Annotated in this window: 20 protein-coding genes; 8 read left to right on the forward strand and 12 right to left on the reverse strand. The window is 64.0% G+C overall.

Annotated features, from left to right (window positions below; translation table 11 throughout):
* Nucleotides 1-13: 13 nt before the first annotated feature.
* The 7 genes from hrcA (at nucleotide 14) to pabB (ending at nucleotide 9,078) form a co-directional block, all read left to right on the forward strand.
* A complete protein-coding gene (gene hrcA / locus NK8_RS01900) occupies nucleotides 14-1,030 on the forward strand; it encodes a heat-inducible transcriptional repressor HrcA (RefSeq protein ID WP_162064897.1) in 1,017 nt (338 codons plus the stop codon).
* Between the two features lie 123 nt (nucleotides 1,031-1,153).
* Nucleotides 1,154-2,221 carry a ferrochelatase gene (gene hemH, locus NK8_RS01905; RefSeq protein ID WP_213227038.1) on the forward strand — a complete coding sequence of 356 codons (1,068 nt, stop codon included), beginning with the start codon at nucleotides 1,154-1,156 and terminating at the stop codon, nucleotides 2,219-2,221.
* A 25-nt stretch (nucleotides 2,222-2,246) separates the two neighbouring features.
* Entirely contained in the window at nucleotides 2,247-2,654 is a 408-nt protein-coding gene (locus NK8_RS01910) for an RNA-binding S4 domain-containing protein (RefSeq protein WP_213227040.1), read from the forward strand.
* A 491-nt stretch (nucleotides 2,655-3,145) separates the two neighbouring features.
* Complete coding sequence (grpE, locus tag NK8_RS01915; protein WP_213227043.1) at nucleotides 3,146-3,736, forward strand: nucleotide exchange factor GrpE; 591 nt, start codon at nucleotides 3,146-3,148, stop codon at nucleotides 3,734-3,736.
* A gap of 190 nt (nucleotides 3,737-3,926) precedes the next feature.
* The gene (dnaK, locus tag NK8_RS01920) at nucleotides 3,927-5,882 is read left to right on the forward strand and encodes a molecular chaperone DnaK (RefSeq protein ID WP_213227045.1); all 1,956 of its coding nucleotides are present in this window, start codon (nucleotides 3,927-3,929) and stop codon (nucleotides 5,880-5,882) included.
* A gap of 234 nt (nucleotides 5,883-6,116) precedes the next feature.
* On the forward strand, nucleotides 6,117-7,253 hold the full coding sequence (gene dnaJ / locus NK8_RS01925) for a molecular chaperone DnaJ (RefSeq protein ID WP_162064901.1): 1,137 nt from the start codon (nucleotides 6,117-6,119) through the stop codon (nucleotides 7,251-7,253).
* A gap of 37 nt (nucleotides 7,254-7,290) precedes the next feature.
* Entirely contained in the window at nucleotides 7,291-9,078 is a 1,788-nt protein-coding gene (gene pabB, locus NK8_RS01930; protein ID WP_213227047.1) for an aminodeoxychorismate synthase component I, read from the forward strand.
* A 5-nt stretch (nucleotides 9,079-9,083) separates the two neighbouring features.
* On the opposite strand, the gene dgoD is transcribed toward pabB, so the two are convergent.
* Entirely contained in the window at nucleotides 9,084-10,232 is a 1,149-nt protein-coding gene (dgoD, locus tag NK8_RS01935) for a galactonate dehydratase (RefSeq protein ID WP_213227049.1), read from the reverse strand.
* 102 nt (nucleotides 10,233-10,334) lie between these two features.
* Between dgoD and NK8_RS01940 the strand changes: the two genes are divergently transcribed.
* Nucleotides 10,335-11,051 carry a FadR/GntR family transcriptional regulator gene (locus NK8_RS01940; protein WP_213228439.1) on the forward strand — a complete coding sequence of 239 codons (717 nt, stop codon included), beginning with the start codon at nucleotides 10,335-10,337 and terminating at the stop codon, nucleotides 11,049-11,051.
* A gap of 10 nt (nucleotides 11,052-11,061) precedes the next feature.
* Here NK8_RS01940 and NK8_RS01945 read toward each other — a convergent pair whose 3' ends face one another.
* The 11 genes from NK8_RS01945 to NK8_RS01995 form a co-directional block, all read right to left on the reverse strand.
* Nucleotides 11,062-11,922, reverse strand: a complete 861-nt coding sequence (locus NK8_RS01945; protein ID WP_213227051.1) for an MBL fold metallo-hydrolase — start codon at nucleotides 11,920-11,922, stop codon at nucleotides 11,062-11,064.
* A gap of 63 nt (nucleotides 11,923-11,985) precedes the next feature.
* On the reverse strand, nucleotides 11,986-12,921 hold the full coding sequence (locus tag NK8_RS01950) for a DMT family transporter (protein WP_213227053.1): 936 nt from the start codon (nucleotides 12,919-12,921) through the stop codon (nucleotides 11,986-11,988).
* Between the two features lie 150 nt (nucleotides 12,922-13,071).
* Entirely contained in the window at nucleotides 13,072-13,458 is a 387-nt protein-coding gene (gene gloA / locus NK8_RS01955; RefSeq protein ID WP_061172838.1) for a lactoylglutathione lyase, read from the reverse strand.
* Between the two features lie 81 nt (nucleotides 13,459-13,539).
* Nucleotides 13,540-14,460 (reverse strand): M48 family metallopeptidase, encoded by a 921-nt coding sequence (locus NK8_RS01960; protein WP_213228440.1) that lies wholly within the window; start codon nucleotides 14,458-14,460, stop codon nucleotides 13,540-13,542.
* An 82-nt stretch (nucleotides 14,461-14,542) separates the two neighbouring features.
* Nucleotides 14,543-15,316, reverse strand: a complete 774-nt coding sequence (locus tag NK8_RS01965) for a 1-acyl-sn-glycerol-3-phosphate acyltransferase (RefSeq protein ID WP_162064906.1) — start codon at nucleotides 15,314-15,316, stop codon at nucleotides 14,543-14,545.
* A gap of 12 nt (nucleotides 15,317-15,328) precedes the next feature.
* A complete protein-coding gene (gene gmhB / locus NK8_RS01970) occupies nucleotides 15,329-15,901 on the reverse strand; it encodes a D-glycero-beta-D-manno-heptose 1,7-bisphosphate 7-phosphatase (protein WP_162064907.1) in 573 nt (190 codons plus the stop codon).
* A 9-nt stretch (nucleotides 15,902-15,910) separates the two neighbouring features.
* On the reverse strand, nucleotides 15,911-18,010 hold the full coding sequence (gene glyS, locus NK8_RS01975) for a glycine--tRNA ligase subunit beta (RefSeq protein ID WP_213227055.1): 2,100 nt from the start codon (nucleotides 18,008-18,010) through the stop codon (nucleotides 15,911-15,913).
* A 17-nt stretch (nucleotides 18,011-18,027) separates the two neighbouring features.
* On the reverse strand, nucleotides 18,028-19,047 hold the full coding sequence (gene glyQ, locus NK8_RS01980; protein ID WP_213227057.1) for a glycine--tRNA ligase subunit alpha: 1,020 nt from the start codon (nucleotides 19,045-19,047) through the stop codon (nucleotides 18,028-18,030).
* A 187-nt stretch (nucleotides 19,048-19,234) separates the two neighbouring features.
* Nucleotides 19,235-20,899 (reverse strand): apolipoprotein N-acyltransferase, encoded by a 1,665-nt coding sequence (gene lnt / locus NK8_RS01985; RefSeq protein WP_213227059.1) that lies wholly within the window; start codon nucleotides 20,897-20,899, stop codon nucleotides 19,235-19,237.
* Between the two features lie 68 nt (nucleotides 20,900-20,967).
* Entirely contained in the window at nucleotides 20,968-21,873 is a 906-nt protein-coding gene (locus tag NK8_RS01990) for an HlyC/CorC family transporter (RefSeq protein WP_162064911.1), read from the reverse strand.
* A 201-nt stretch (nucleotides 21,874-22,074) separates the two neighbouring features.
* Nucleotides 22,075-22,767 carry a gamma-glutamylcyclotransferase gene (locus NK8_RS01995; RefSeq protein ID WP_213227061.1) on the reverse strand — a complete coding sequence of 231 codons (693 nt, stop codon included), beginning with the start codon at nucleotides 22,765-22,767 and terminating at the stop codon, nucleotides 22,075-22,077.
* Nucleotides 22,768-22,811: the final 44 nt, after the last annotated feature.

Below are 22,811 nucleotides of genomic sequence, written 5' to 3' on the forward strand. Positions count from 1 at the left end.
CTAAAATTTCCCCATGCTAGACCCACGTGCACAAACCCTCCTCAAGACGTTGATCGAGCGCTACATCGCCGAAGGTCAGCCGGTCGGTTCGCGCACGTTATCACGCCATTCCGGTCTCGAACTGAGCCCCGCGACGATCCGCAATGTCATGTCGGATCTCGAGGAGCTCGGTCTCGTCTCGAGCCCGCATACGTCGGCGGGGCGGATTCCCACGCCGCGCGGCTACCGGCTCTTCGTCGACACGATGCTGACTGTAGAAGCGCCCGAAGACGAAGCGATGACCACCGCGGTCAAGACCCGCCTGCAAGGCGAGGAACCGCAGAAGATCGTCGCGGCGGCGGCGAGCGTGCTGTCCAATCTGTCGTCGTTCGCGGGCGTCGTGCTCACGCCGCGCCGCAGTCACATGTTCAAGCAGATCGAGTTCATGCGGCTGTCGGACAAGCGCATCCTGCTTATCATCGTGACGCCGGAAGGCGACGTACAGAACCGCATGATGGCGACGCAGCGCGACTACTCGCCCTCGCAGCTCGTCGAAGCCTCCAATTACATCAACGCGCACTTCGCGGGCCTGTCTTTCGACGAAGTGCGCCGGCGCCTGCGCGAGGAAATCGACCAGTTGCGCGGCGACATGACCACGCTCATGCAGGCGGCCGTGGTCGCGAGCACGGCCGAGACGGACCCCACGGACACCGTGCTCATTTCCGGCGAGCGCAATCTGCTCGAAGTGGCGGACCTTTCGTCCGACATGGCGCGGCTGCGCAAGCTGTTCGATTTGTTCGACCAAAAGACGAGCCTCCTGCAATTGCTGGATGTATCGAGTCACGCACAAGGCGTGCAGATTTTCATCGGCGGCGAGTCGAATCTCGTGCCGATCGAGGAAATGAGCGTCGTGACGGCGCCGTACGAAGTCAACGGAAAGATCGTCGGCACGCTCGGCGTGATCGGCCCGACGCGCATGGCGTACAACCGCGTGATTCCGATCGTGGACATCACCGCGCGCCTGCTGTCGATGTCGCTCAGTCACCAGTAACGCCATCTTGGCGCGCCGCGCGAGGCTGTGCCACTAGGCCGTTCGGCCAATGATGCGCGTTCGGGCGCGCCGCTATAATGGTCTTCACCTTTTCCGACGACCTTTCCCGGCCCGCCTGCCCCTATGCGTTTCGACCTCGAGTTGCCCTCGCAGCCCAGCGCTTCGCATCGCGTCGCGGTGCTGCTGATCAATCTCGGCACGCCGGACGCGCCCACGCCGCGGGCGGTGCGCAAGTATCTGGCCCAATTCCTGTCCGATCCGCGTGTCGTCGAAATTCCCTCGCTCGTGTGGCAGGTGATTCTGCGCGGGCTGATCCTGCCGTTTCGCGGGCGCTCCTCGGCGAAGAAGTACGCGCAGGTGTGGATGCCCGAAGGCTCGCCGCTGCGCGTGCACACCGAAAAGCAGGTCGACGGGTTGCGGCGGCTCTTTGCTGCGAACGACTATCACGTGATCGTCGACTACGCGATGCGCTACGGCACGCCGGGCATCGGCGCGATGCTCAATCAACTGAAGCTCGAAGGCGCCGATCGCATTCTCCTTCTGCCGATGTATCCGCAGTATTCGTCGTCCACGACCGCCACCGCGTTCGACGAAGCCTTCGCCGCGCTCAGGCGCGTACGTAACCAGCCGGAAATCCGCACGATTCGCCATTACGCGGATCATCCGGCGTATATCGGCGCGCTGGCGGAACAGGTGCGCGATTATTGGCGGCATCACGGCCAGCCGGATTTCGCCGCGGGCGACAAACTCGTGCTGAGCTTCCACGGCGTGCCCAAGCGCACGATGGATCTCGGCGACCCGTATCACGACCAGTGCCAGCAGACGGGCGCGCTGCTCGCGTCCGCGCTCGGACTCACGCCGGTGGAATGCCGTGTGACGTTCCAGTCGCGTTTCGGCCGCGCGGAGTGGCTCCAGCCGTACACCGCGCCGACGCTTGCCGAACTGGGCGCGGGCGGCGTCGCGCGCGTGGATGTGTTCTGTCCCGGCTTCACGGCGGATTGTCTGGAGACGATCGAGGAAATCGGCATCGAGGTGCGCGATGAATTCCTGAAGGCCGGCGGCAGGCAGTTCCACCGCATTCCCTGCCTGAATTCCGCGCCCGCATGGATCAAGGCACTGGGTGAAATCGCCGCGCAGCATTTGCAGGGATGGCCGGTGCAGACCGTGCAGCCGCTTACCGCGGTGGCCTGAGGCAGGCTTCAACAAGCATTCACTGATGAACTACAAGATTTCGACGGAACCTGGCGCGCGTTTGCGCATCGACAAATGGTTGTGGGCGGCGCGTTTCTTCAAGACGCGCTCGCTCGCGAGCGACGCGGTCGAGAAGGGGCGCGTGAAGATCGGCGGCGCGAACGTGAAGCCGTCGAAGGACGTGCGCGTGGGCGATATCGTCGAGATCGATATCGAACAGATCGTGTGGCTAGTCGAAGTGCTGGGTCTGTGCGACGTGCGCGGCCCGGCGACGGTCGCGCAGACCCTTTACGCCGAAACGGAAGAGGGCCGGGCGAAACGCGTGGCCGAAGCGGAGCGCCGCAAGACGTTCCGCGAGCCCGCGGCCAACCTGCAGGGCAGGCCGACGAAGCGGGACCGCCGGACTATCGACAAATTTTCTCGTTCGGATTGAAGTAGCTTTCGATGGTCGCGTGAACCCCTCCGTACTCGGTGGTACGGTCGGTCACGACGCCGGACATGCAAATGGTGGTCGTTCCCGCGACGAGTACCAAGGCGACCACCGCGATAGCAAAGGTCAGTTTCATGGTACCCCCGGAAAACGGGTTGCCCGGTCAGAAAGCGACCGGTTCAGGAAACGGGCAAGGGCTGAAAGCGGATTGAAGCATTTCGTAGGATTAGGGTAAACGTGCGTCCTGCGGTGCTTGATTGCAGTGTAGGCGAGTCAGGGACTTCCCTCAATCTCAAAATTGCGCGGTGCGGCGAAGTGTTCATTACTGGCCATTTCGGCGCCATCGATGCACTGAAAAAAGTCCGAAAAAATCGTCTGAAGGCTTGAAAATGTCTTCGACGCCCCAATTTCGGCCGTTAGTGCGAAAAACGCGACCAACTGAATCTGGCCGCGATCGCATCCGGTTCAACTCACAGCAATACACATCAAGCGACATGGAAAACACGCAAGAGAATTCAGCGAGCCAGAACCCGACGCCCGCCGACGATAACGCGCGCCAGGCCGCCGACCCGACCAATGCGGCGCAGGCCGCACCGGCAGACGCGCCCGCCGCGCCGCAGCCGGCGCCGAATGAGGCCGAGGCCGCGCTGGCCGAAGCGCAGGCCACCATCGCGACGCTCAAGGAAGAATTCCTGCGCGCCAAGGCCGAGACGGAAAACGTGCGCCGCCGCAGTCAGGAAGACGTCGCGAAGGCGCATAAATTCGCCATCGAAAATTTCGCGGAAAACCTGTTGCCCGTGCTCGACAGCCTCGAAGCCGCGCTCGCCGATCAATCGACGGATCTCGCCAAGGTGCGTGAGGGCGTTGAGCTGACGCTGCGCCAGCTCACCGGCGCGCTGGAAAAGGGCCGAGTGATCGCGGTGAATCCGGTCGGCGAGAAATTCGATCCGCATCGCCATCAGGCCATTTCCATGGTCCCGGCCGAGCAGGAGCCGAATACCGTCGTCACGGTGCTGCAGAAGGGCTACGTCATCGCCGACCGCGTGCTGCGTCCGGCGCTCGTGACCGTCGCCGCACCAAAGTAAGAACGGCGCCGCACAAAAAAAGTTATAGACCGCATCGTCTTCAGGGTCTTGAAATCGAAACTGGCGCTCTTATCTTGCGTACAGGTATGAATTTTGGGCGTTCGGCCCGGTAAATCGGCAAAAGCCGGCGTCAGGCACGACACACCGCCGCCGCAACGCCAAAGCGAACAAAGCTAGGAGAGTATAAAAAATGGGCAGAATCATCGGCATCGACCTCGGCACCACGAACTCGTGCGTGGCGCTGATGGAAGGCAACCAGGTCAAGGTCATCGAGAACTCGGAAGGCGCGCGCACCACGCCGTCGATCATCGCGTACATGGATGACAACGAGATCCTCGTCGGCGCGCCTGCGAAGCGCCAGTCGGTCACCAACCCGCGTAACACGCTGTACGCGGTCAAGCGCCTGATCGGCCGCCGCTTCGAAGAAAAGGAAGTGCAGAAGGACATCAATCTGATGCCCTACAAGATCGTCAAGCACGACAACGGCGACGCATGGGTCGAGGCGCACGGCAAGAATCTCGCGCCGTCGCAGGTCTCCGCCGAAGTGCTGCGCAAGATGAAGAAGACCGCTGAGGATTACCTCGGCGAGCCGGTCACGGAAGCCGTGATCACGGTGCCGGCGTACTTCAACGACAGCCAGCGTCAGGCAACCAAGGACGCTGGCCGCATCGCCGGTCTGGAAGTGAAGCGCATCATCAACGAGCCGACGGCAGCCGCGCTCGCGTTTGGTCTGGACAAGGCCGAAAAGGGCGACCGCAAGATCGCGGTGTTCGACCTGGGCGGCGGCACGTTCGATATCTCGATCATCGAAATCGCGGACGTGGACGGCGAAATGCAGTTCGAAGTGCTCTCGACCAACGGCGACACGTTCCTCGGCGGTGAAGACTTCGACCAGCGCATCATCGATTACATCATCGGCGAGTTCAAGAAGGAGCAGGGCGTCGACCTGAGCAAGGACGTGCTCGCGCTGCAACGCCTGAAGGAAGCCGCTGAAAAGGCGAAGATCGAACTGTCGTCCACCGCGCAGACCGACATCAACCTGCCGTACATCACGGCGGACGCGTCGGGTCCGAAGCACTTGAACCTCAAGTTCACCCGCGCGAAGCTCGAAGCGCTCGTCGAAGAACTGATCGAGCGCACGATCGAACCGTGCCGCATCGCCATCAAGGATGCGGGCGTGAAGGTTGGCGAAATCGACGACGTGATCCTCGTCGGCGGCATGACGCGCATGCCGAAGGTGCAGGAAAAGGTGAAGGAGTTCTTCGGCAAGGATCCGCGCCGTGACGTGAACCCGGACGAAGCCGTGGCCGTGGGCGCCGCGATTCAGGGTCAGGTTCTGTCGGGCGACCGCAAGGACGTGCTGCTGCTCGACGTGACGCCTCTGTCGCTCGGCATCGAGACGCTCGGCGGCGTGATGACGAAGATGATCAACAAGAACACGACCATCCCGACGAAGCACGCGCAAGTGTATTCGACGGCGGACGACAACCAGGGCGCCGTGACGATCAAGGTGTTCCAGGGCGAGCGTGAAATGGCCGTGGGCAACAAGCTGCTCGGCGAGTTCAACCTCGAAGGCATTCCGCCCGCACCGCGCGGCACGCCGCAGATCGAAGTGACCTTCGACATCGACGCGAACGGCATTCTGCACGTCGGCGCGAAGGACAAGGCGACGGGCAAGGAAAACAAGATCACCATCAAGGCGAACTCGGGTCTGACGGACGCGGAAATTGACAAGATGGTGAAGGACGCCGAAGCCAACGCCGAGGAAGATCACAAGCTGCGCGAACTGGCCGACGCACGCAACCAGGGCGATGCGCTGGTTCACAGCACGAAAAAGGCCGTCGCGGAGTACGGCGACAAGGTTGACGCTTCGGACAAGGAAAAGATCGAAGCAGCGCTGAAGGATCTCGAAGACACGCTGAAGAGCGGTTCGAGCGACAAGGCCGCGATCGAAGCGAAGATCGAGGCGCTGGCTCAGGCTTCGCAGAAGCTCGGCGAAAAGATGTACGCCGACATGCAGGCGCAGCAAGGCGCGGCGGGCGCGGCCGCGGGTGCGGCAGGCGCGGGCGCATCGGCGGAAGCGGGCGCGAGCCAGCATCACGACGATGTCGTCGACGCCGACTTCAAGGAAGTGAAGAAGGACTAAGCCGCAAGGGCGCGGGCGTGGCAACGCGCGCGTGCCTTTCGGTGGCATCTCCGGGACGCGTGACGCGTCTTACGTGTAACGCGCCTGGCGAGCCTCACGGCTCTCCGGGCACGTTGTTTTTCAGAGGCGTCTTGATTTAGGCGAGGCGCGCGAAGTTTTACGTGCGAGTCGGAGCAACGGACTCGCAGCATCTGACAGGAACCGTCGCGTGACGCGCGGCGGCATCGAACCGACATGGCGAAACGGGATTACTACGACGTTCTGGGCGTCGCGAAGAACGCGAGCGACGACGAGATCAAGAAGGCGTATCGCAAGCTCGCGATGAAGTATCACCCTGACCGCAATCCGGACAACAAGAAGGCGGAAGAGAATTTCAAGGAGGCGAAGGAAGCCTATGAAATGCTCTCCGACCAGCAGAAGCGGGCCGCGTACGACCAGTACGGCCACGCGGGCGTCGATCCGAACATGGCGGGCGCGGGCGCGCAAGGCTTCGGCGGTTTCGCCGATGCCTTCGGCGATATCTTCGGCGACATCTTCGGACAAGCGGCGGGCGGAGCGGCACGCGGCGGACGCGGCGGCCCGCAGGTGTATCGCGGCGCGGACCTGCGCTACAGCATGGAGATCACGCTGGAGCAGGCGGCGCACGGCTACGACACGCAGATTCGCGTGCCGAGCTGGGTGAACTGCAACATCTGTCACGGCTCGGGCGCGAAGCCGGGCACCAAGCCCGAAACCTGCCCGACCTGCCACGGTCAGGGCCAGGTGCGCATGTCGCAAGGCTTTTTCAGCATCCAGCAGACGTGCCCGAAGTGTCACGGCAGCGGCAGCTACATTCCCGATCCGTGCGCGAACTGCCACGGCGCGGGCAAGGTGAAGGAAACGAAGACGCTGGAAGTGAAGATTCCGGCGGGCATCGACGACGGCATGCGTATCCGTTCGGCGGGCAACGGCGAACCGGGCATCAATGGCGGCCCGAGCGGCGATCTGTATGTGGAAATCCACATCAAGCAGCACACCGTGTTCGAGCGTGACGGCGACGACCTGCATTGCCAGATGCCGATTCCCTTCACCACGGCGGCTTTGGGCGGCGAGATCGAAGTGCCCACGCTGGCTGGCCGCGCGAGCTTCACGGTGCCCGAAGGCACGCAGTCGGGCAAGACGTTCCGCCTGCGCGGCAAGGGCATCAAGGGCTTGCGTTCGAGCATCGCGGGCGATCTGTACGTGCATGTCCAGGTGGAAACGCCGGTCAAGCTCACGGAACAGCAACGCGATCTGCTCAAGCAGTTCGAAAAGTCGCTGGAGCAGGGCGGCGCGCGGCATAGTCCGCAAAGCAAGAGCTGGTTCGACCGCGTGAAGAGCTTCTTCGACTGATGCGGTCGAGTGGGCGGTACGTCGTGCGAGCATGACGATGAAAACCGAAGAGCGCAGCGCGGTGTTCGCGCTGCTCGACGATTGCGATGCGACCGCCGAAAGGCGGTCGAGTCGTTTGTACACGGACTTTGTGCACGAACGCGTGTGCGTGGACGCGCGTGCGCTGGACGCGGTCTGCGGCGAGATCGACCGCGATCTGCAAAGTGGCCTGCACGCGGTCGTCGTCGCGGATTACGAGTTCGGCCGCAATCTCCAGTTCGGGCGCATCGGACGCGGAGACGAGCATGCCTTGCGCGTGCTGATGTTCCGCGATTGCGCGCGTCTGTCGCGCGATGAAGTCGGCGCGTGGCTCGGGTCGAGAGCCGATGACGTGACGGCAGGCGTCGCGGGCATTGAAGCGAGCGTCACGCGCGATGAATTCGATGCCGCCATCGCCGCCGTTCAGGACGCGCTGCGCGAAGGCGAGTCGTACCAGATCAATTACACGTTCCGGCTGAACTTCGATGTGTTCGGCGCGCCGCTCGCGCTGTATCGGCGTTTGCGCGAGCGGCAGGCCGTGCACTACGGCGCGTTCATCGCGATGCCGGACGGCAGGTCGATCGTGTCGTGCTCGCCGGAACTGTTCGTCGAAAAGCAGGGCGAACTGTTGCGCGCCCGCCCGATGAAAGGCACCGCGCCGCGCGACGCCGATCCCGAAGCCTTGCGTCTCGACCCGAAGAACCGCGCAGAAAACGTGATGATCGTCGACTTGCTGCGCAACGACATGTCGCGCGTGGCGGTCACGGGTTCGGTGAAGGTGCCCGCGCTGTTTTCGGTCGAGGCTTACGCGTCGGTGTGGCAGATGACATCGACCATCGAGGCGCGCGTGATTCCCGGCACGTCGTTCGCCGGCATCGTGCGCGCGCTCTTTCCGTGCGGCTCGATCACCGGCGCGCCGAAGTATCGGACGATGCAACTGATCGACGAAATCGAGAGCACGCCGCGCGGCCTCTATACCGGCGCGATCGGCTGGCTGGATGCGAGCGGCGACTTCTGCATGTCGGTGGCGATTCGCACGCTCGTCATCGATGCGGCCGCGAAGCGCGGCGTGCTCGGCATCGGCGCGGGCATCGTGCTCGACAGCGTCGCCGCCGATGAATACGAGGAGTGTCTGTTGAAAGCGCGCTTCCTGACCGGTGCGGACCCCGGCTTCGAACTGTTCGAGACGACGTATGCAACGCGCGATGAAGGCGTTCGTCACTACGCGCGGCACGTCGCGCGATTAAAGGGCAGCGCCGCGTATCTCGACTTTGCATTCGACGAGCACGCGCTACGGAAGCAGGTCCAGGCGCACTGCGCGACATTCGATGCTGGCCAGCCATATCGTCTGCGTATCGCGCTGGACAAGAGCGGACGCATCGCGATCACGAGCGCGCCGCTTGCGCCGTTGCCATCGGATACCGTCGATGTGTTGCTCGCGTCCGATCGCGGCTTCGCGCCGCAATCGTCTGGCGATCCGTTGCTCCGGCACAAGACCACGCGCCGCGCCGACTACGATCGCGCGTGGAAAGCCGCCGAGGCCGAAGGCGCGTTCGACATGCTGTTCTTCAACGAACGCGGCGAGCTGACCGAAGGCGGCCGTTCGAGCATCTTCGTGCAACGCGACGGCAAGTGGTTCACGCCGCCTATCGACGCCGGCGTGCTGCCGGGCGTGATGCGCGCGGTGCTGATGGAACAACGCCACGCCGCCGAACGCACGCTCACGCTGGACGACGTGCTCGACGCCGAAGACTTGCTCATCAGCAACGCATTACGCGGCGGCGTGAAGGCAAGGCTTCGGCGCTAAAGGCATCACCACTCCGCCACACTGCCATCCGCGTGACGCCACACCGGATTGCGCCAGCGATGGCCGACTTTCGCCATCTCGCGCACCTTCTCCTCGTTCACCTCGATGCCCAGTCCCGGCCCTTGCGGAATCGAGACCATGCCGTCTTCATACTTGAAGACTTCCGGATTCTTGATGTAGTCGAGCAGGTCGTTGCCCTTGTTGTAGTGGATGCCGAGGCTCTGTTCCTGAATGAACGCGTTGTAGCTGACCGCATCGATCTGCAGGCAGGTCGCGAGCGCGATCGGGCCGAGCGGGCAGTGCAGCGCAAGCGCGACGTCGTAGGCTTCGGCCATCGTCGCGATCTTGCGGCATTCCGTGATGCCGCCCGCATGCGACGCGTCCGGCTGAATGATGTCGACGTAGCCACCCGCGAGAATGTGCTTGAAGTCCCAGCGCGAGTAGAGCCGCTCGCCGAGCGCGATCGGCGTGCTCGTCTGGTTGACGATATCGCGCAGCGCCTCGACGTTCTCCGAGAGCACCGGCTCTTCGATGAACATGAGCTTGAACGGATCGAGTTCCTTTGCGAGCACCTTCGCCATCGGCTTGTGCACGCGGCCATGGAAATCCACGCCGATGCCCACGTCCGGCCCGACCGCCTCGCGCACCGCGCGCACGTTGTCGATCACGCCCTGCACCTTGTCGAAGGTATCGATGATCTGCAACTCTTCAGAGCCGTTCATCTTCACGGCCTTGAAGCCGCGCTCGACCACCGCGCGCGCGTTGTTCGCGACATCGCTCGGACGATCGCCGCCGATCCACGAATAGACCTTGATCCTGTCGCGCACCTGACCGCCGAGCAGCGCGTGCACGGGCACGCCGTGATGCTTGCCGAGAATGTCCCACAGCGCCTGATCGACGCCCGCGATCGCGCTCATGCCGATCGGCCCGCCACGATAGAAGCCGGAGCGGTACATCACCTGCCACAGGTCTTCGATATGACGCGGGTCCTTGCCAACAAGATAATCGGCGAGTTCGTCGACGGCGGCGGCGACCGTATGAGCGCGGCCTTCGACGACCGGCTCACCCCAGCCGGTGATGCCTTCGTCGGTTTCGATCTTGAGAAAGCACCAGCGCGGCGGAACGATAAAGGTCTCGAGTTTCGTGATTTTCATGAAGCGTCTCCCGATAAGGAATCACATGGTAGCAAAAACCGCGATGTGAGCATATTAATAGTATTATTCAAGAATAATCGGGACTTACGAAACATCAGTCAAATACCCGATAATCGTGGCCCAACGAAAAGGGAGACCATCATTCACCGGGATCTGCACGGCCGCGTTACGCTTGAACTGGGCATGGCGATTCTGCGAGGCGATTTTTCGCCCGGCTTGCCATTGCCGCGCGAAGCGGAACTGATGGAGCGCTTCGGCGTGAGCCGCACGGTGCTGCGCGAAGCGTTGCGTACGCTCACGTCGAAGGGGCTGATCGAGTCCAGGCCGAAAGTCGGCACGCGGGTGCGCGCGAAGCATGCCTGGAATCTGCTCGACGCCGACATGCTCGACTGGTATTCGCGCGTCGCGCCGCCGCTGCAATTCGCGCTCAAGCTTCAGGAGATGCGCGAGATGATCGAGCCGTACGCCGCGGCGCTCGCCGCCGACAATCACGAGGACGGCACGCGCGAACGGCTCACGCGCGCGCATCGGGCGATGGCGGACGCGCAGAACGTCGACGAATGGGTGCGCGCCGATCTCGATTTCCATCTTTGCGTGCTCGCCGCGTGCAGCAACGAATTGCTGATACCGCTCGGCGCGCTGATCGAGCGCACGCTCGAAGGCCAGTTGCGCCTGAACGCGAAGCGCGCCGAGGTGTACAACGCGTCGCTCGCGGAACATACGGCCGTGTTCGATGCGATCATCGCCCGCGATTCGAGCGGCGCGCGCCGCGCGATGGCCACGCTCCTCGGCGTGACGCGCGGACGAATTGAAGGATGAAACCCGCGCGCTAGAACGCGTTGAGCGGAATCTTCAGATACGTCGTGCCGTTGCCCGCCGCGTCCGGAAAATGGCCCGCGCGGATGTTCACCTGAATCGCCGGCACGATGAGCGTCGGCATGCCGAGCGTCGCGTCGCGCGCCTCGCGCATCGCGACGAACTCGTCTTCTGTCTTGCCGCCGCCCACATGAATGTTCTGTTCGCGTTGCTCGCGTACCGTGCTTTGCCAGCGCGGGCCGCGCGTGTCGGGTGGATAGTCGTGGCAGACGAAAAGCCGCGTATCGGGATCGAGCGTGAGCAGCCGCTGAATCGACCGATACAGCCTGCGCGCGCTGCCGCCCGGGAAGTCGCATCGCGCGGTGCCGACGTCCGGCATGAAAAGCGTGTCGCCGACGAACGCCGCGTCAGCGATCCGGTACGCCATGTCGGCAGGCGTGTGCCCCGGCACGAATAGCGCGCACGCTTCGAGCTCGCCGATCATGAAGCGCTCGCCATCGGAAAAGAGATGATCGAACTGCGAGCCGTCGAGCTGAAACTCCGGCTCGAGATCGAAGATCTTCTTGAACACGCCCTGAACCGTGCGTATCGATTCGCCGATGGCGATCTTCCCGCCGAGTTCGCGCTTCAGATACGGCGCCGCCGAAAGATGATCGGCGTGCGCGTGCGTCTCCAGAATCCATTCGACGCGAAGCCGCTGTTCATGCACGAACGCGATGACCGCATCGGCGGAGCGCGTCGAGGTGCGCGCGGCGTGCGGATCGTAGTCGAGAACCGGATCGACGATGGCCGCCGGCGCGCCGGCTTCCTTGTAGACGACATACGTCATCGTGCCGGTGTTGATATCGAAGAAAGGCTGGATGATCGGTTGCACGCTGGTTCCCCTGTCTGCAATGCGATCTCCGCTGCATTTGCAATCTTGAGACCGCGATACAGTTTAACGCTTCGCGATCGGGGCGGATCGGTTCACCAGCGCGATGCCCGCGAGCACCATCGCCGCGGCGATCATGAAGCGCGCGGTGAAATGCTCGCCGAGCAGCAGCACGCCGAAGGTGACGCCGAAGATCGGCGTGAGAAACGAGAAGACCGACAGCCGCGACGCCATATAGCGCGTGAGCAGCCAGAACCACGTCAGATAGCTGATGAACGCGACGACGACCGCCTGATACGCGAGGCTCGCGATCGCCATCGGCGACACGGCTTCGACATGCGTCTGCCCGATGCCCGCCGCAAGCACGAGCAGCAATACCGCCGATACCGCCAGTTGATAGAAGAGCGTCTTGCTGGCGCTGGCGTGCGCGAGCGACGAAGCGCGCACGACCACCGTCGTCGCGGCCCAGAAAATGCCCGCCAGGATGCCGAGCGCATCGCCCGCGATGCCGTGCAACGTCGATGCGCTGTTCGGATTGCCGTGAAGAAAGCCGTCGGCGAATGCGAGCGCGATGCCGCAGAACGCGAGCACGATGCCGCTCCACTGCGTGCGCGACAGGCGCTCGCCCGCGACGAACCAGTGCAGTCCGAGCGCGGTGAAGCAGGGCGCGGTGTAGAGAAAGACCGCCATGCGCGTGGCCGTCGTGAGGTTCAGGCCGAAGAAGATGCAGACGAATTCGCCACCGAACAGCACGCCCGCGAGCAGACCGGCGGGCAGCGTGTCGTCGCGCTGAAAGAGCGGCACGCCGCGCGTGCGCGTCCAGATCCACACGAGCAAGGTGGCGATCAGCGAGCGGATGCCGGCCTGCAGCATCGGCGGAATCGACGCGTTCGCTTCCTTGATCGCGACTTGCTGGAATCCCCACGCGCCGCACAGCGCGATCATCACGATGATGGCGGTGGCGTCGGGGGCGCGGCGCAGGGCGAGGGAGGGCGTGCTCATCGGCGGGCTCGGTAGGCGTGGCCGCGGAGGCCATGCACTGATTTGGAGCGTCGATTGTGCCAGCGAACCGGCTGCGATGAGCGAAAGGTCGCGATGCGCCCGTGGGGATTGCGCGCCGCGACGAATGCGCGGCGCGAAGTCATGCGTGAATCAGGAATGCTTTTCGATCAGCTCGACCTTGTAGCCGTCCGGATCTTCGACGAATGCGATCACCGTCGTGCCGCCCTTCACGGGGCCGGCTTCGCGCGTGACCTTGCCGCCTGCCTGACGGATGCGCTCGCACGCGTCGGCGGCGCTGTCCACTTCGAGCGCGATGTGACCGTACGCGGTGCCGAGGTCGTACTTGTCGGTGCCCCAGTTGTAGGTCAGTTCAAGCACGCTGTGCTCGCTCTCGGGACCGTAGCCGACGAACGCGAGCGTGTACTTATACTCGGGGTTTTCGCTTTGACGCAGCACTTTCATGCCGAGAATGCGCGTGTAGAAATCGATGGAACGCTGCAGGTCGCCGACGCGCAGCATCGTATGGAGGAGTCGCATGGTGGGATTCCTGTTGTGTGTTGTTTGCGGGGGACAGGAAGGAAATTGTACCGTCGGCGCTCCCCGCACGCTGAGCGCGCCTCAGAGCGCCGGCAGCAGGTCGGGCGGATGATGCTTGAGCGTATGCCGCGCCTCGCGGAACTCCGGAAAGATCGATTCGACCGTCCGCCAGAAACGCGGGCTGTGGTTCATCTCGCGCAGATGCGCGAGTTCATGCGCGACCACGTAATCGATGATCGACAGCGGAAAATGGATGAGCCGCCAGTTCAGGCGGATCTTGCCGTCGCTCGAGCAACTGCCCCAGCGCGTCGCCGCCGATGACAGCGCATACGCGCGATATTCCACGCCGAGCTTCGCCGCATACACGGCGAGCCGCTCGCCGAAGATGCGCTTCGCTTCGGACTGCAGCCAGCCCTGCACGCGATCCTTGATCTGCTGCGCGTCGGCGAGCGCGGGCATCGCGAGCGAGAGCACGCAGGTTTCGTCGTCGAAGGAGAGCGTGCTCGCCGTCGATCCGAGCGACACGCTGATCGTCTTGCCGAGATACGGAAACTGCGCGCCGTCTTTCCATTCGATGCGCGGCAGCGCGCGCTGCTCGACGCGCGTCTGCCATTCGGTGAGCTTCTTGACGATCCAGGTCTGCTTGTCGAGGATCGCGCTTTCGATGTCCGCGATCGTCACCCAGCGCGGCGCGGTGATCGCGAGCCCGGTGCCGTCGATGCAAAAGCCGATCGTGCGCCGCGACGAACGGCGCAACCGGTACTCCAGCGCGCCCGCCTTGAGCGTGATGCGGCGCAGGCGCACGCCATCGGGTAATGGAGCTGGCGGCGCTGCGGGTGTGAGGATGGGAAGGGGATCGCTGCCCGGCACGTCGCCGCGCAGCGGAGCCGGTCCGTTCGCGGGCGGCGCGCCGGAGTAGGCCGGCGCATGCTCGAACGGCAGATCGAGTTGCAGGGTATCGAGCGCGACGGCGGGGCGCTGTCGCGATGGGGCTTTCTGCATCGGCTCGGCTTTGCGCTCACGGCGCAGGAATGACGAGAAGAACGAGTAAGGCACGCCGCGGCTCGATTCGAACGCCGCCGCTTCAGCGGCCCGCGCCCGCGGCGCCGGCTTCACCCGGCTGCGCGTTCGGCGCGGCGTAAGCGTGCGGATCGATGCGGCGCATTTCCGCCTCGATCCAGCTTTCGACGCGCGTGTTCACTTCCTCGGGCGTGAGGCCGGTCGTATCGATCGGCTGGCCGATCGACACCGTGACTATACCCGGATATTTGATGAAGGAATTGCGTGGCCACACGTGCCCCGCGTTGTGCGCGATCGGCACGACGGGCGCGCCGGTCGCGACCGCGAAGCGCGCGCCGCCGGTCTTGTACTTGCCCTGGCTGCCCACTTTCGTGCGCGTGCCTTCGGGAAACATGATGACCCACGCGCCTTCGTTCATGCGCGCGCGGCCTTGGCTCGTCACCGACGTGAACGCGTCGCGCCCCTGCTTGCGGTCGATGTGCACCATCTTGAGCAGCCCGAGCGCCCAGCCGAAGAACGGCACGTAGAGCAGCTCGCGCTTGAACACGTAGCACAGCGGACGCGGCATCAGCGCGGGAAAGGCGAGCGTCTCCCACGCGGACTGATGCTTCGACAGCAGCACGGCGGGACCATTGGGCAGGTTCTCCATGCCGTCGATCGTGTAGCGAATGCCGATCAGATGCCGCAGCACGACGATCGTCGACTTGCACCAGCCGGCGGCCATCCAGTAGCGCTTGTCGGCGCGCATGAACGGAAACGCGATGAAGCAGGCGATCGCGTACGGCACCGTGTACACGATGAAATAGAGCATCAACAGCAACGAACGGATGAAGCGCATGGAGTCTCGGCGTTACTGAGCGGCGGCGCGGTCTTGATGCCGCTTGAGGAAGTCGAGCGCGAAGGCGCGCAAGTCCTTGTGGACGACAGTGCCTTCGGGCAACTGACCTTCCTTCAAGGTCTTTTCGCCCTTGCCGGTGAGCACGAGATGCACGGGAAAGCCGAGCGTCGCGCCCGCCTGCAGATCGCGCAGCGAATCGCCGACGACCGGCGTGTCTTCCGGATCGATCTCGAAGCGGTCGATGATCTGCTGCAACATGCCCGGCCTCGGCTTTCTGCAATCGCACTGATCTTCGGCTGTGTGCGGGCAGAAGAACACCGCGTCGATGCGCCCGCCGACCGCCGCGACCGCGCGATTCATCTTCTGATGCATCGCGTTCAGCGCGGCCATGTCGAACAGGCCGCGCCCGATGCCCGACTGATTCGAGGCGATCGCCACGCGATAACCCGCCTGATTCAGCCGCGCGATCGCTTCGAGACTGCCGGGAATGGCGACCCATTCGTCCGGCGACTTGATGAACGCATCGGAATCGACGTTGATCACGCCGTCGCGATCGAGGATGACCAGTTTTCGGTTCATGACCATGGCGGCGCGTCAGGCAGCGAGCTTGGAGATATCAGCGACACAGTTCATCTGCTGATGCAATGCGTTGAGCAACGCGAGACGATTGTTGCGCAGCGCGGGGTCTTCCGCGTTCACCATCACGTCGTTGAAGAACGTGTCGACGCTTTCGCGCAACGCGGCGAGGGCGCTCAGCGCTTCCGTGTAGTTGCGCGCGGCGAGCTGGCTTTGCACGCGCGGCGTGACTTGCTCGATCTGCGCGTACAGATTCTTCTCCGCCGCCTCGACGAGCAGTTCCTTGTTCACCGACGCAGGCGCGCCCTGTTCCGACTTCTTGAGGATGTTCGAGATGCGCTTGTTGGCCGCCGCGAGCGCCGCGGCTTCCGGCAGCGCCGCGAACTCGCGCACGGCGTCGAGGCGCGCGACGATATCGTCCAGACGCGTCGGATTCAGGCTCAGCACGGCTTCTATATCATTCGCTTCGAAGCCGCGTTCGCGCAACAGGCCGCGCAGGCGATCGAGGAAGAACGCGTAGATGGCTTCGGTCGAATCGGCGACTTGCGGCATGTTCGCGAACTGGCGTTGCGCCGTGCCGACGAGTTCACGCAGATCGATCGGCAGCTTCTTTTCCAGCAGGATGCGCAGCACGCCGAGCGCATGACGGCGCAGCGCGAACGGGTCTTTCTCGCCGGTCGGCGCGAGGCCGATGCCCCAGATGCCGACGATCGTCTCCAGCTTGTCCGCGAGCGCAACGGCGGCGCCTACGCCCGTCGACGGCGTGTCATCGCCCGAGAAGCGCGGCTGATAGTGCTCCGAGCACGCGAGCGCGACTTCTTCCGGCTCGCCGTCGTGACGCGCGTAGTACGTGCCCATCGTGCCTTGCAGCTCGGGGAATTCACCGACCATGTCGGTCAGCAGGTCCGCCTTCGCGAGGCGCGCGGCGCGGCGCGTCAACGCGGCGTCGACACCGACCATCGGCGCGATTTCACCCGCGAGCGCTTCGAGACGCTCGACGCGCTGCAAGGCCGAACCGAGCTTGTTGTGATAGACGACGTTCGCGAGCAGCGGCACGCGGTCTTCGAGACGCTTCTTCTTGTCCTGCGTGAAGAAGAACTTCGCGTCGGCGAGACGCGGGCGCACGACGCGCTGATTTCCTTCGACGATCTCGCCCGGCGTCTTCGTATCGATGTTCGACACGATCAGGAAGCGCGAGCGCAGCTTGCCGTGCTGGTCGGTGAGGGCGAAATACTTCTGGTTGGTCTGCATCGTGAGGATCAGACATTCCTGCGGCACCTGCAGGAATTCCTCGTCGAAGCGGCATTCGTAGACGACCGGCCATTCGACGAGCGCGTTCACTTCATCGAGCAGCGCTTCGGGCATCACGACGCGGTCATCGCCTGCAAACGCCTGAAGCTGCGTGCGGATCGATTCGCGGCGATCGTCGAAACTGGCGACGACATGGCCTTTGTGGCGCAATGTGCTGGCGTAGTCGTCGGCGTTCGCAATCGCGACGAAGCCTTCCGACATGAATCGATGGCCAACGGTCGTATCGCCCGAATCGACGCCGAGCGCGCTGACCGGCACGACGTGATGCCCGTGCATCGCGATCAGGCGCTGCACCGGACGCACGAACTGCACGCTGGTGCCGTCCGGGCGCTGATAGGTCATGACCTTCGGGATCGGCAGCTTGCCGAGGGTTTCATCGAGCGCGGCTTGCAGGCCGTCGGCGAGGGTCGCGCCGGGCGCGGCGTAGCGCAGGAAGAACGCTTCGGCCTTGCCGTCCTGCGCGCGTTCGAGTTCGGCGAGCGGGAAATCAGGGAAGCCGAGCGCCGCGAGCTTCTTCGCGAGCGGCGGCGTGGGATTGCCTTCCTTGTCGAGCGCAACCGTCACCGGCAGCACTTTTTCGCGCACCTGCTTTTCGGGCGCGACATCGCGCACGTTCTTCACGAGCACAGCGAGGCGGCGCGGCGTCGCGTACTTTTCGAACGACGGCGCGCCGTCGATCAGATCGCGCGCGGCGAGCCGCTCCACGATGCCTTCGGCAAAAGCAGTGCCGAGACGCGCGAGCGCCTTCGGCGGCAGTTCTTCGGTGAGCAGCTCGACGAGCAGGGAAGCGTGGTTGGATTGCGTCATTGTTCTGTCGAGCCTCGTCAAACCTGTTCGTTGTTGCCCGTGGGCGAGCTTTCCACTCTCAGCGGCGGCGCCCATGCGGGACGCTGTGCCTCCTGCTCGTCGGTGACGAGGTCGCGATCGCCCCTGACCGGATTGCCGAGCATCGGGAAGCCGAGCGCTTCGCGCGAATCGTAGTAAGCCTGCGCGACGAGGCGCGACAACGCACGGATGCGGCCGATATACGCCGCGCGCTCCGTCACGGAGATGGCGCCGCGTGCGTCGAGAAGATTGAACGTGTGGCCCGCCTTCAGCACGAGTTCGTATGCGGGCAGCGCGAGCTTCGCATCGATCATCTTCTTCGCTTCTTCTTCGTAGCTCTTGAAGAACGTGAAGAGCAGATCGACGTTCGCGTGCTCGAAGTTGTACGTGGACTGTTCGACTTCGTTCTGGTGATAGACGTCGCCGTAACTCAGTTGACGCAGCACACGTCCGTTCGGGCCGTCTTCTTCCCACTCGGTCCAGATGAGGTCGTACACGTTCTCGACTTTCTGCAGATACATCGCGAGACGTTCGAGACCGTAGGTGATTTCGCCGAGCACCGGCTTGCAATCGAGGCCGCCCGCCTGCTGGAAGTACGTAAACTGCGTCACTTCCATGCCGTTCAGCCACACTTCCCAGCCGAGACCCCACGCGCCGAGCGTCGGGTTCTCCCAGTCGTCCTCGACGAAGCGCACGTCGTTCTGCTTCAGATCGAAGCCGAGCGCTTCGAGCGAGCCGAGATACAGATCGAGGATGTTTTCCGGCGCGGGCTTCAGGACCACCTGATACTGATAGTAGTGCTGCAGACGGTTCGGGTTCTCGCCGTAACGGCCGTCCTTCGGGCGGCGCGACGGTTGAACGTAGGCCGCGCGCCACGGCTCGGGGCCGATCGCGCGCAGGAACGTGTGGACGTGCGAGGTGCCCGCGCCGACTTCCATGTCGATCGGCTGGAGGAGCGCGCAGCCCTTGTCGTTCCAGTAGGACTGCAGCGTCAGAATGATTTGCTGGAAAGTGAGCATGATTGCCTTTGATGCGGGGCGGACACGGCGCGGCCAGCGTCGTGACGACGCGACCCGGAGGCTCGGCCGATGTGCCGAAACGTTGAATTTTAGCCGAACGCAGAAGCGGGCGCGCCTTTTTGGGAAACGGCGCGCCCGGGCGGGGTGAATGCGCGAGCCGCGTTGCGGCTTTCGCTTCAGTGGATGTTCAGTTCGTGCCCGGGCGTTTGCGGTTCGGTGCGAACGCGAATCCGAACGCCAGCAACAGGAGCGATACCGCGATCACCGTCATGTTCCCGCTCGTCACGTACGGCGTGCTGCCCGACGTGCCTTGCACGCGCGCTTCGAGCACGCCTGTAGTAAAGGTCGGCAGCTTCGACACGACATCGCCGTTCGCCGCGATCACCGCCGTCATGCCGGTGTTGGTGGCACGCAGCATCGGCCGGCCGGTTTCGATCGATCTCATGCGCGCGATCTGCAAGTGCTGATCGAGCGCGATCGTATTGCCGAACCACGCGAGATTGGTCGAGTTGACGAGAATGCCTGCGGGCGTTTCCTGCTCGCGGATCGTGCGCGCGATCTCTTCGCCGAAGATGTCCTCGTAGCAGATATCGACGGCGACCGGCTGGTTGTGCACGAGAAACGCCTTCTGCGCGATCGGCCCGCGCGCGAGATCGCCGAGCGGAATGCCCATCAGGCGCACGAACCAGTGAAAGCCGAGCGGCACGAATTCGCCGAAGGGCACCAGATGATGCTTGTCGTAGCGATAGACGCCGTTCACGTGCGGCGTGACGCCGAAGAGACTGTTGGTGAAATCGGTCGCGCGGCCATCGGGGAGAATCGTCACGCCGATCGCGCCGAAGAGAATCGACGAGTTCGTGCTGTCCGCGAAGTTGCGGATCGCGAGGGCGAAGTCCTGCGGAATCTGCACGGACAAAACGGGCAGTGCGGTTTCGGGCGTGACGATCAGATCGGCGGGCTTCTCGGTGATGAGCCGCTTGTAGAGCGCGAGCGATTCATCGACGCCGGCCTGCTCGAACTTCATCTCCTGCTTCACGTTGCCTTGCAGGAGGCGCACGTCGAGCGGCGCGTTGGCGGGCGTCGTCCATTCGATGCGCGATAACAGCATGCCCGCGACGATCAGCGCAACGGCCGTGATGCCCGGCGCGAACGCGAGCCGCCGCGTCTTGCGGAAGTAGGCGGCCTGCACGATCAGCGCGGCGACGAGCGCGAGCACCCAGCCGACGCCATACACGCCGGCGATCGCACCGAAGCCCTTCAGCGGTCCGTCGACTTGCGCGTAGCCGCTCGCGAGCCACGGAAAGCCGGTGAACACGAGGCCGCGCAGCCATTCGCCGAGCGCCCACGCGCTCGCGAACGCAAACGCGCCGTGCCAGGTCGGCGCATAGCGTGGCGACGCGTCGATGTCGCGTGCGGTCGCGGTGTCTTCATCGCCGAAGCGCGCGCGTCCCGCGACGAACGACCAGACCACGCTCGACAACGCCGGATAGATCGCGAGATACAGCGAGAACAGCGCGACGGCGGCAGCGGCGAGCGGCGCGGCCATGCCGCCATAGACGTGCATGCTCACGTAGAGCCACCACACGCCCGTGACGAAGTTGCCGAAGCCGAACGCCCAGCCGGTCGCGGCGGCGCTCTTCCAGCCGCTGGTGCGCGAGAGCCACGCGAAGAACGACGCGAAGACGACGAGTTCGATCCAGCCGCCGTGCGGCGTCGGCGCGAAGGAGAGCGTGTTCACGGCGCCGAGCACGGCGGCGACGAGGTAATGCCAGAAGGGCAAGGCGCGCGGCGACTCGGAGATCACGGAAGCGTCGCGTTGACGGGAGAGGAAGCGAAACGATGAATCGGCCATTGAGCTGAAGCGGAGAGCGAGCGAACGAAGGAGGACGGGCGCGGAATCGTCCGGCGCCCGCGGCGCGTTTAGTCGCGCAATTCGTCTTCGTCGTCGCCCGCGTGATGATGTTGCTGCGCGAGATTCGGCACGCGCCGCACGAGGAGAACGTGAATCTGCCGGGCGTCGCCGCGCAGGATCTCGAACACGAAATCGTCGATACGCACCTTCTCGCCGCGATGCGGCACGCGCCCGAAGCGATGCGTGACGAGACCGCCGATGGTGTCGACTTCGTCGTCGGAGAAATCGGTGCCGAATTCCTCGTTGAACTGTTCGATGCCGGTCAGGGCGCGCACGCGATACTTGCCGTCCGGCGTCGCGATGATGTTGCCGGCTTCCTCGTCGAAGTCGTATTCGTCCTCGATATCGCCGACGATCTGCTCCAGCACGTCCTCGATGGTGATGAGGCCCGCCACGCCGCCGTATTCATCGACGACGATCGCGATGTGATTGCGGTTCACGCGAAAGTCGTGCAGCAGCACGTTCAGGCGTTTCGATTCCGGGATGAAGACGGCGGGGCGCAACATGCCGCGCACGTCGAATTCCTCTTCGGCGTAGTAGCGCAGCAGGTCTTTCGCGAGCAGCACGCCGATGATGTTGTCGCGATTGCCTTCGTACACGGGATAGCGCGAGTGTGCTTTTTCGAGCACGAAGGGCATGAATTCCGCGGGAGTTTCCGCGATGTTGACCGCGTCCATCTGGGCCCGCGGCACCATGATGTCGCGCGCGCAGAGATCGGACACCTGGAAGACGCCTTCGATCATCGAGAGCGAATCCGCGTCGAGCAGATTGCGCGCGTGCGCGTCCTGGAGGACTTCGAGAAGTTCGTCGCGCGATTCGGGCTCGTGCGAGATGAAATCGGTCAAGCGTTCGAGAAGCGAGCGCTTTTCCGGCGGTTTGTCGGAATGGCGTCGACTGGGATAGGGTTCGTTCATAGCGGAGCGCCCGGGAGTTCCCGGGCGCGGGTTAGCGGAAAGTTAAGCATACACCAAGGAAAAATGCGGGCTGCGTGGCGCGGCGCGCATGCCTTCAGCCATGCTAGCCGATAAATATGCGAGAAGTATGTCCAGCCATCGACCGTTGGCCGAACGGACGATGCACGGCAAGAAGTCATACGGATGCGAAAAGCACCCCCGTCACTTATTGCCCTGCGCCTGGCATCGCCTCAACAACGCTTCCAGCGCCCGGTCCGGCATGCCGCTTTCGCGCAGCGCCTCGACCGTCCGGCTGACGTAATCGAGCGTCGTGCCATAGCGCCCGCTCGCGCAGCCGAGCACGGTGCGTACGATCGGATCGGCGAGCTTGCCGGTATAGGACGTGGCCTCGCGGCGCATCACGAACGCGAGCGCGTCGACGCGCCGTCCGTCGGCGAGCGTGCACGGCAGCCACGCGGGCCGATAGGACGCCATCGCCATTTCGCGCCGCCACAGCACCTGGAGATGCTCGGTCGCATCGGCGCCCGCGAGCCGGAACGCCATGCCGGTGCACGAGCCGCCGCGATCGAGCGCGAGCACGAGGCCCGGCTGCTCCGGCGTGCCGCGATTCACGCGCGACCACAGATACAGCCCGCGATGGTAGCCATGCACCTTGCCGCGCACGGCTTCGAGCGTCGGCAGACCGGGGTTCCAGATGAGCGAGCCGTAACCGAACAGCCACAGATCCGACTTGCGATCCCAATGCACGAGCGCAGCTTCCCGGGACGCCGCCAGTTCCTCGTCCGTCAGAAGCGCGGATTCGCCGAGCGCGGGCGGATAGTCCGGGCAGGGCGCGGGCGTGATGTCGGATCGAGGCGAGGCGGGCTGCGTGGGTTCGGGCGTCTTGTCGTTCACGGGGCTTTCAACACATCGAGGACATCGGACGGCGTCAGGTCAAA

The sequence above is a fragment of the Caballeronia sp. NK8 genome (genome assembly GCF_018408855.1).
Lineage (GTDB): Bacteria > Pseudomonadota > Gammaproteobacteria > Burkholderiales > Burkholderiaceae > Caballeronia.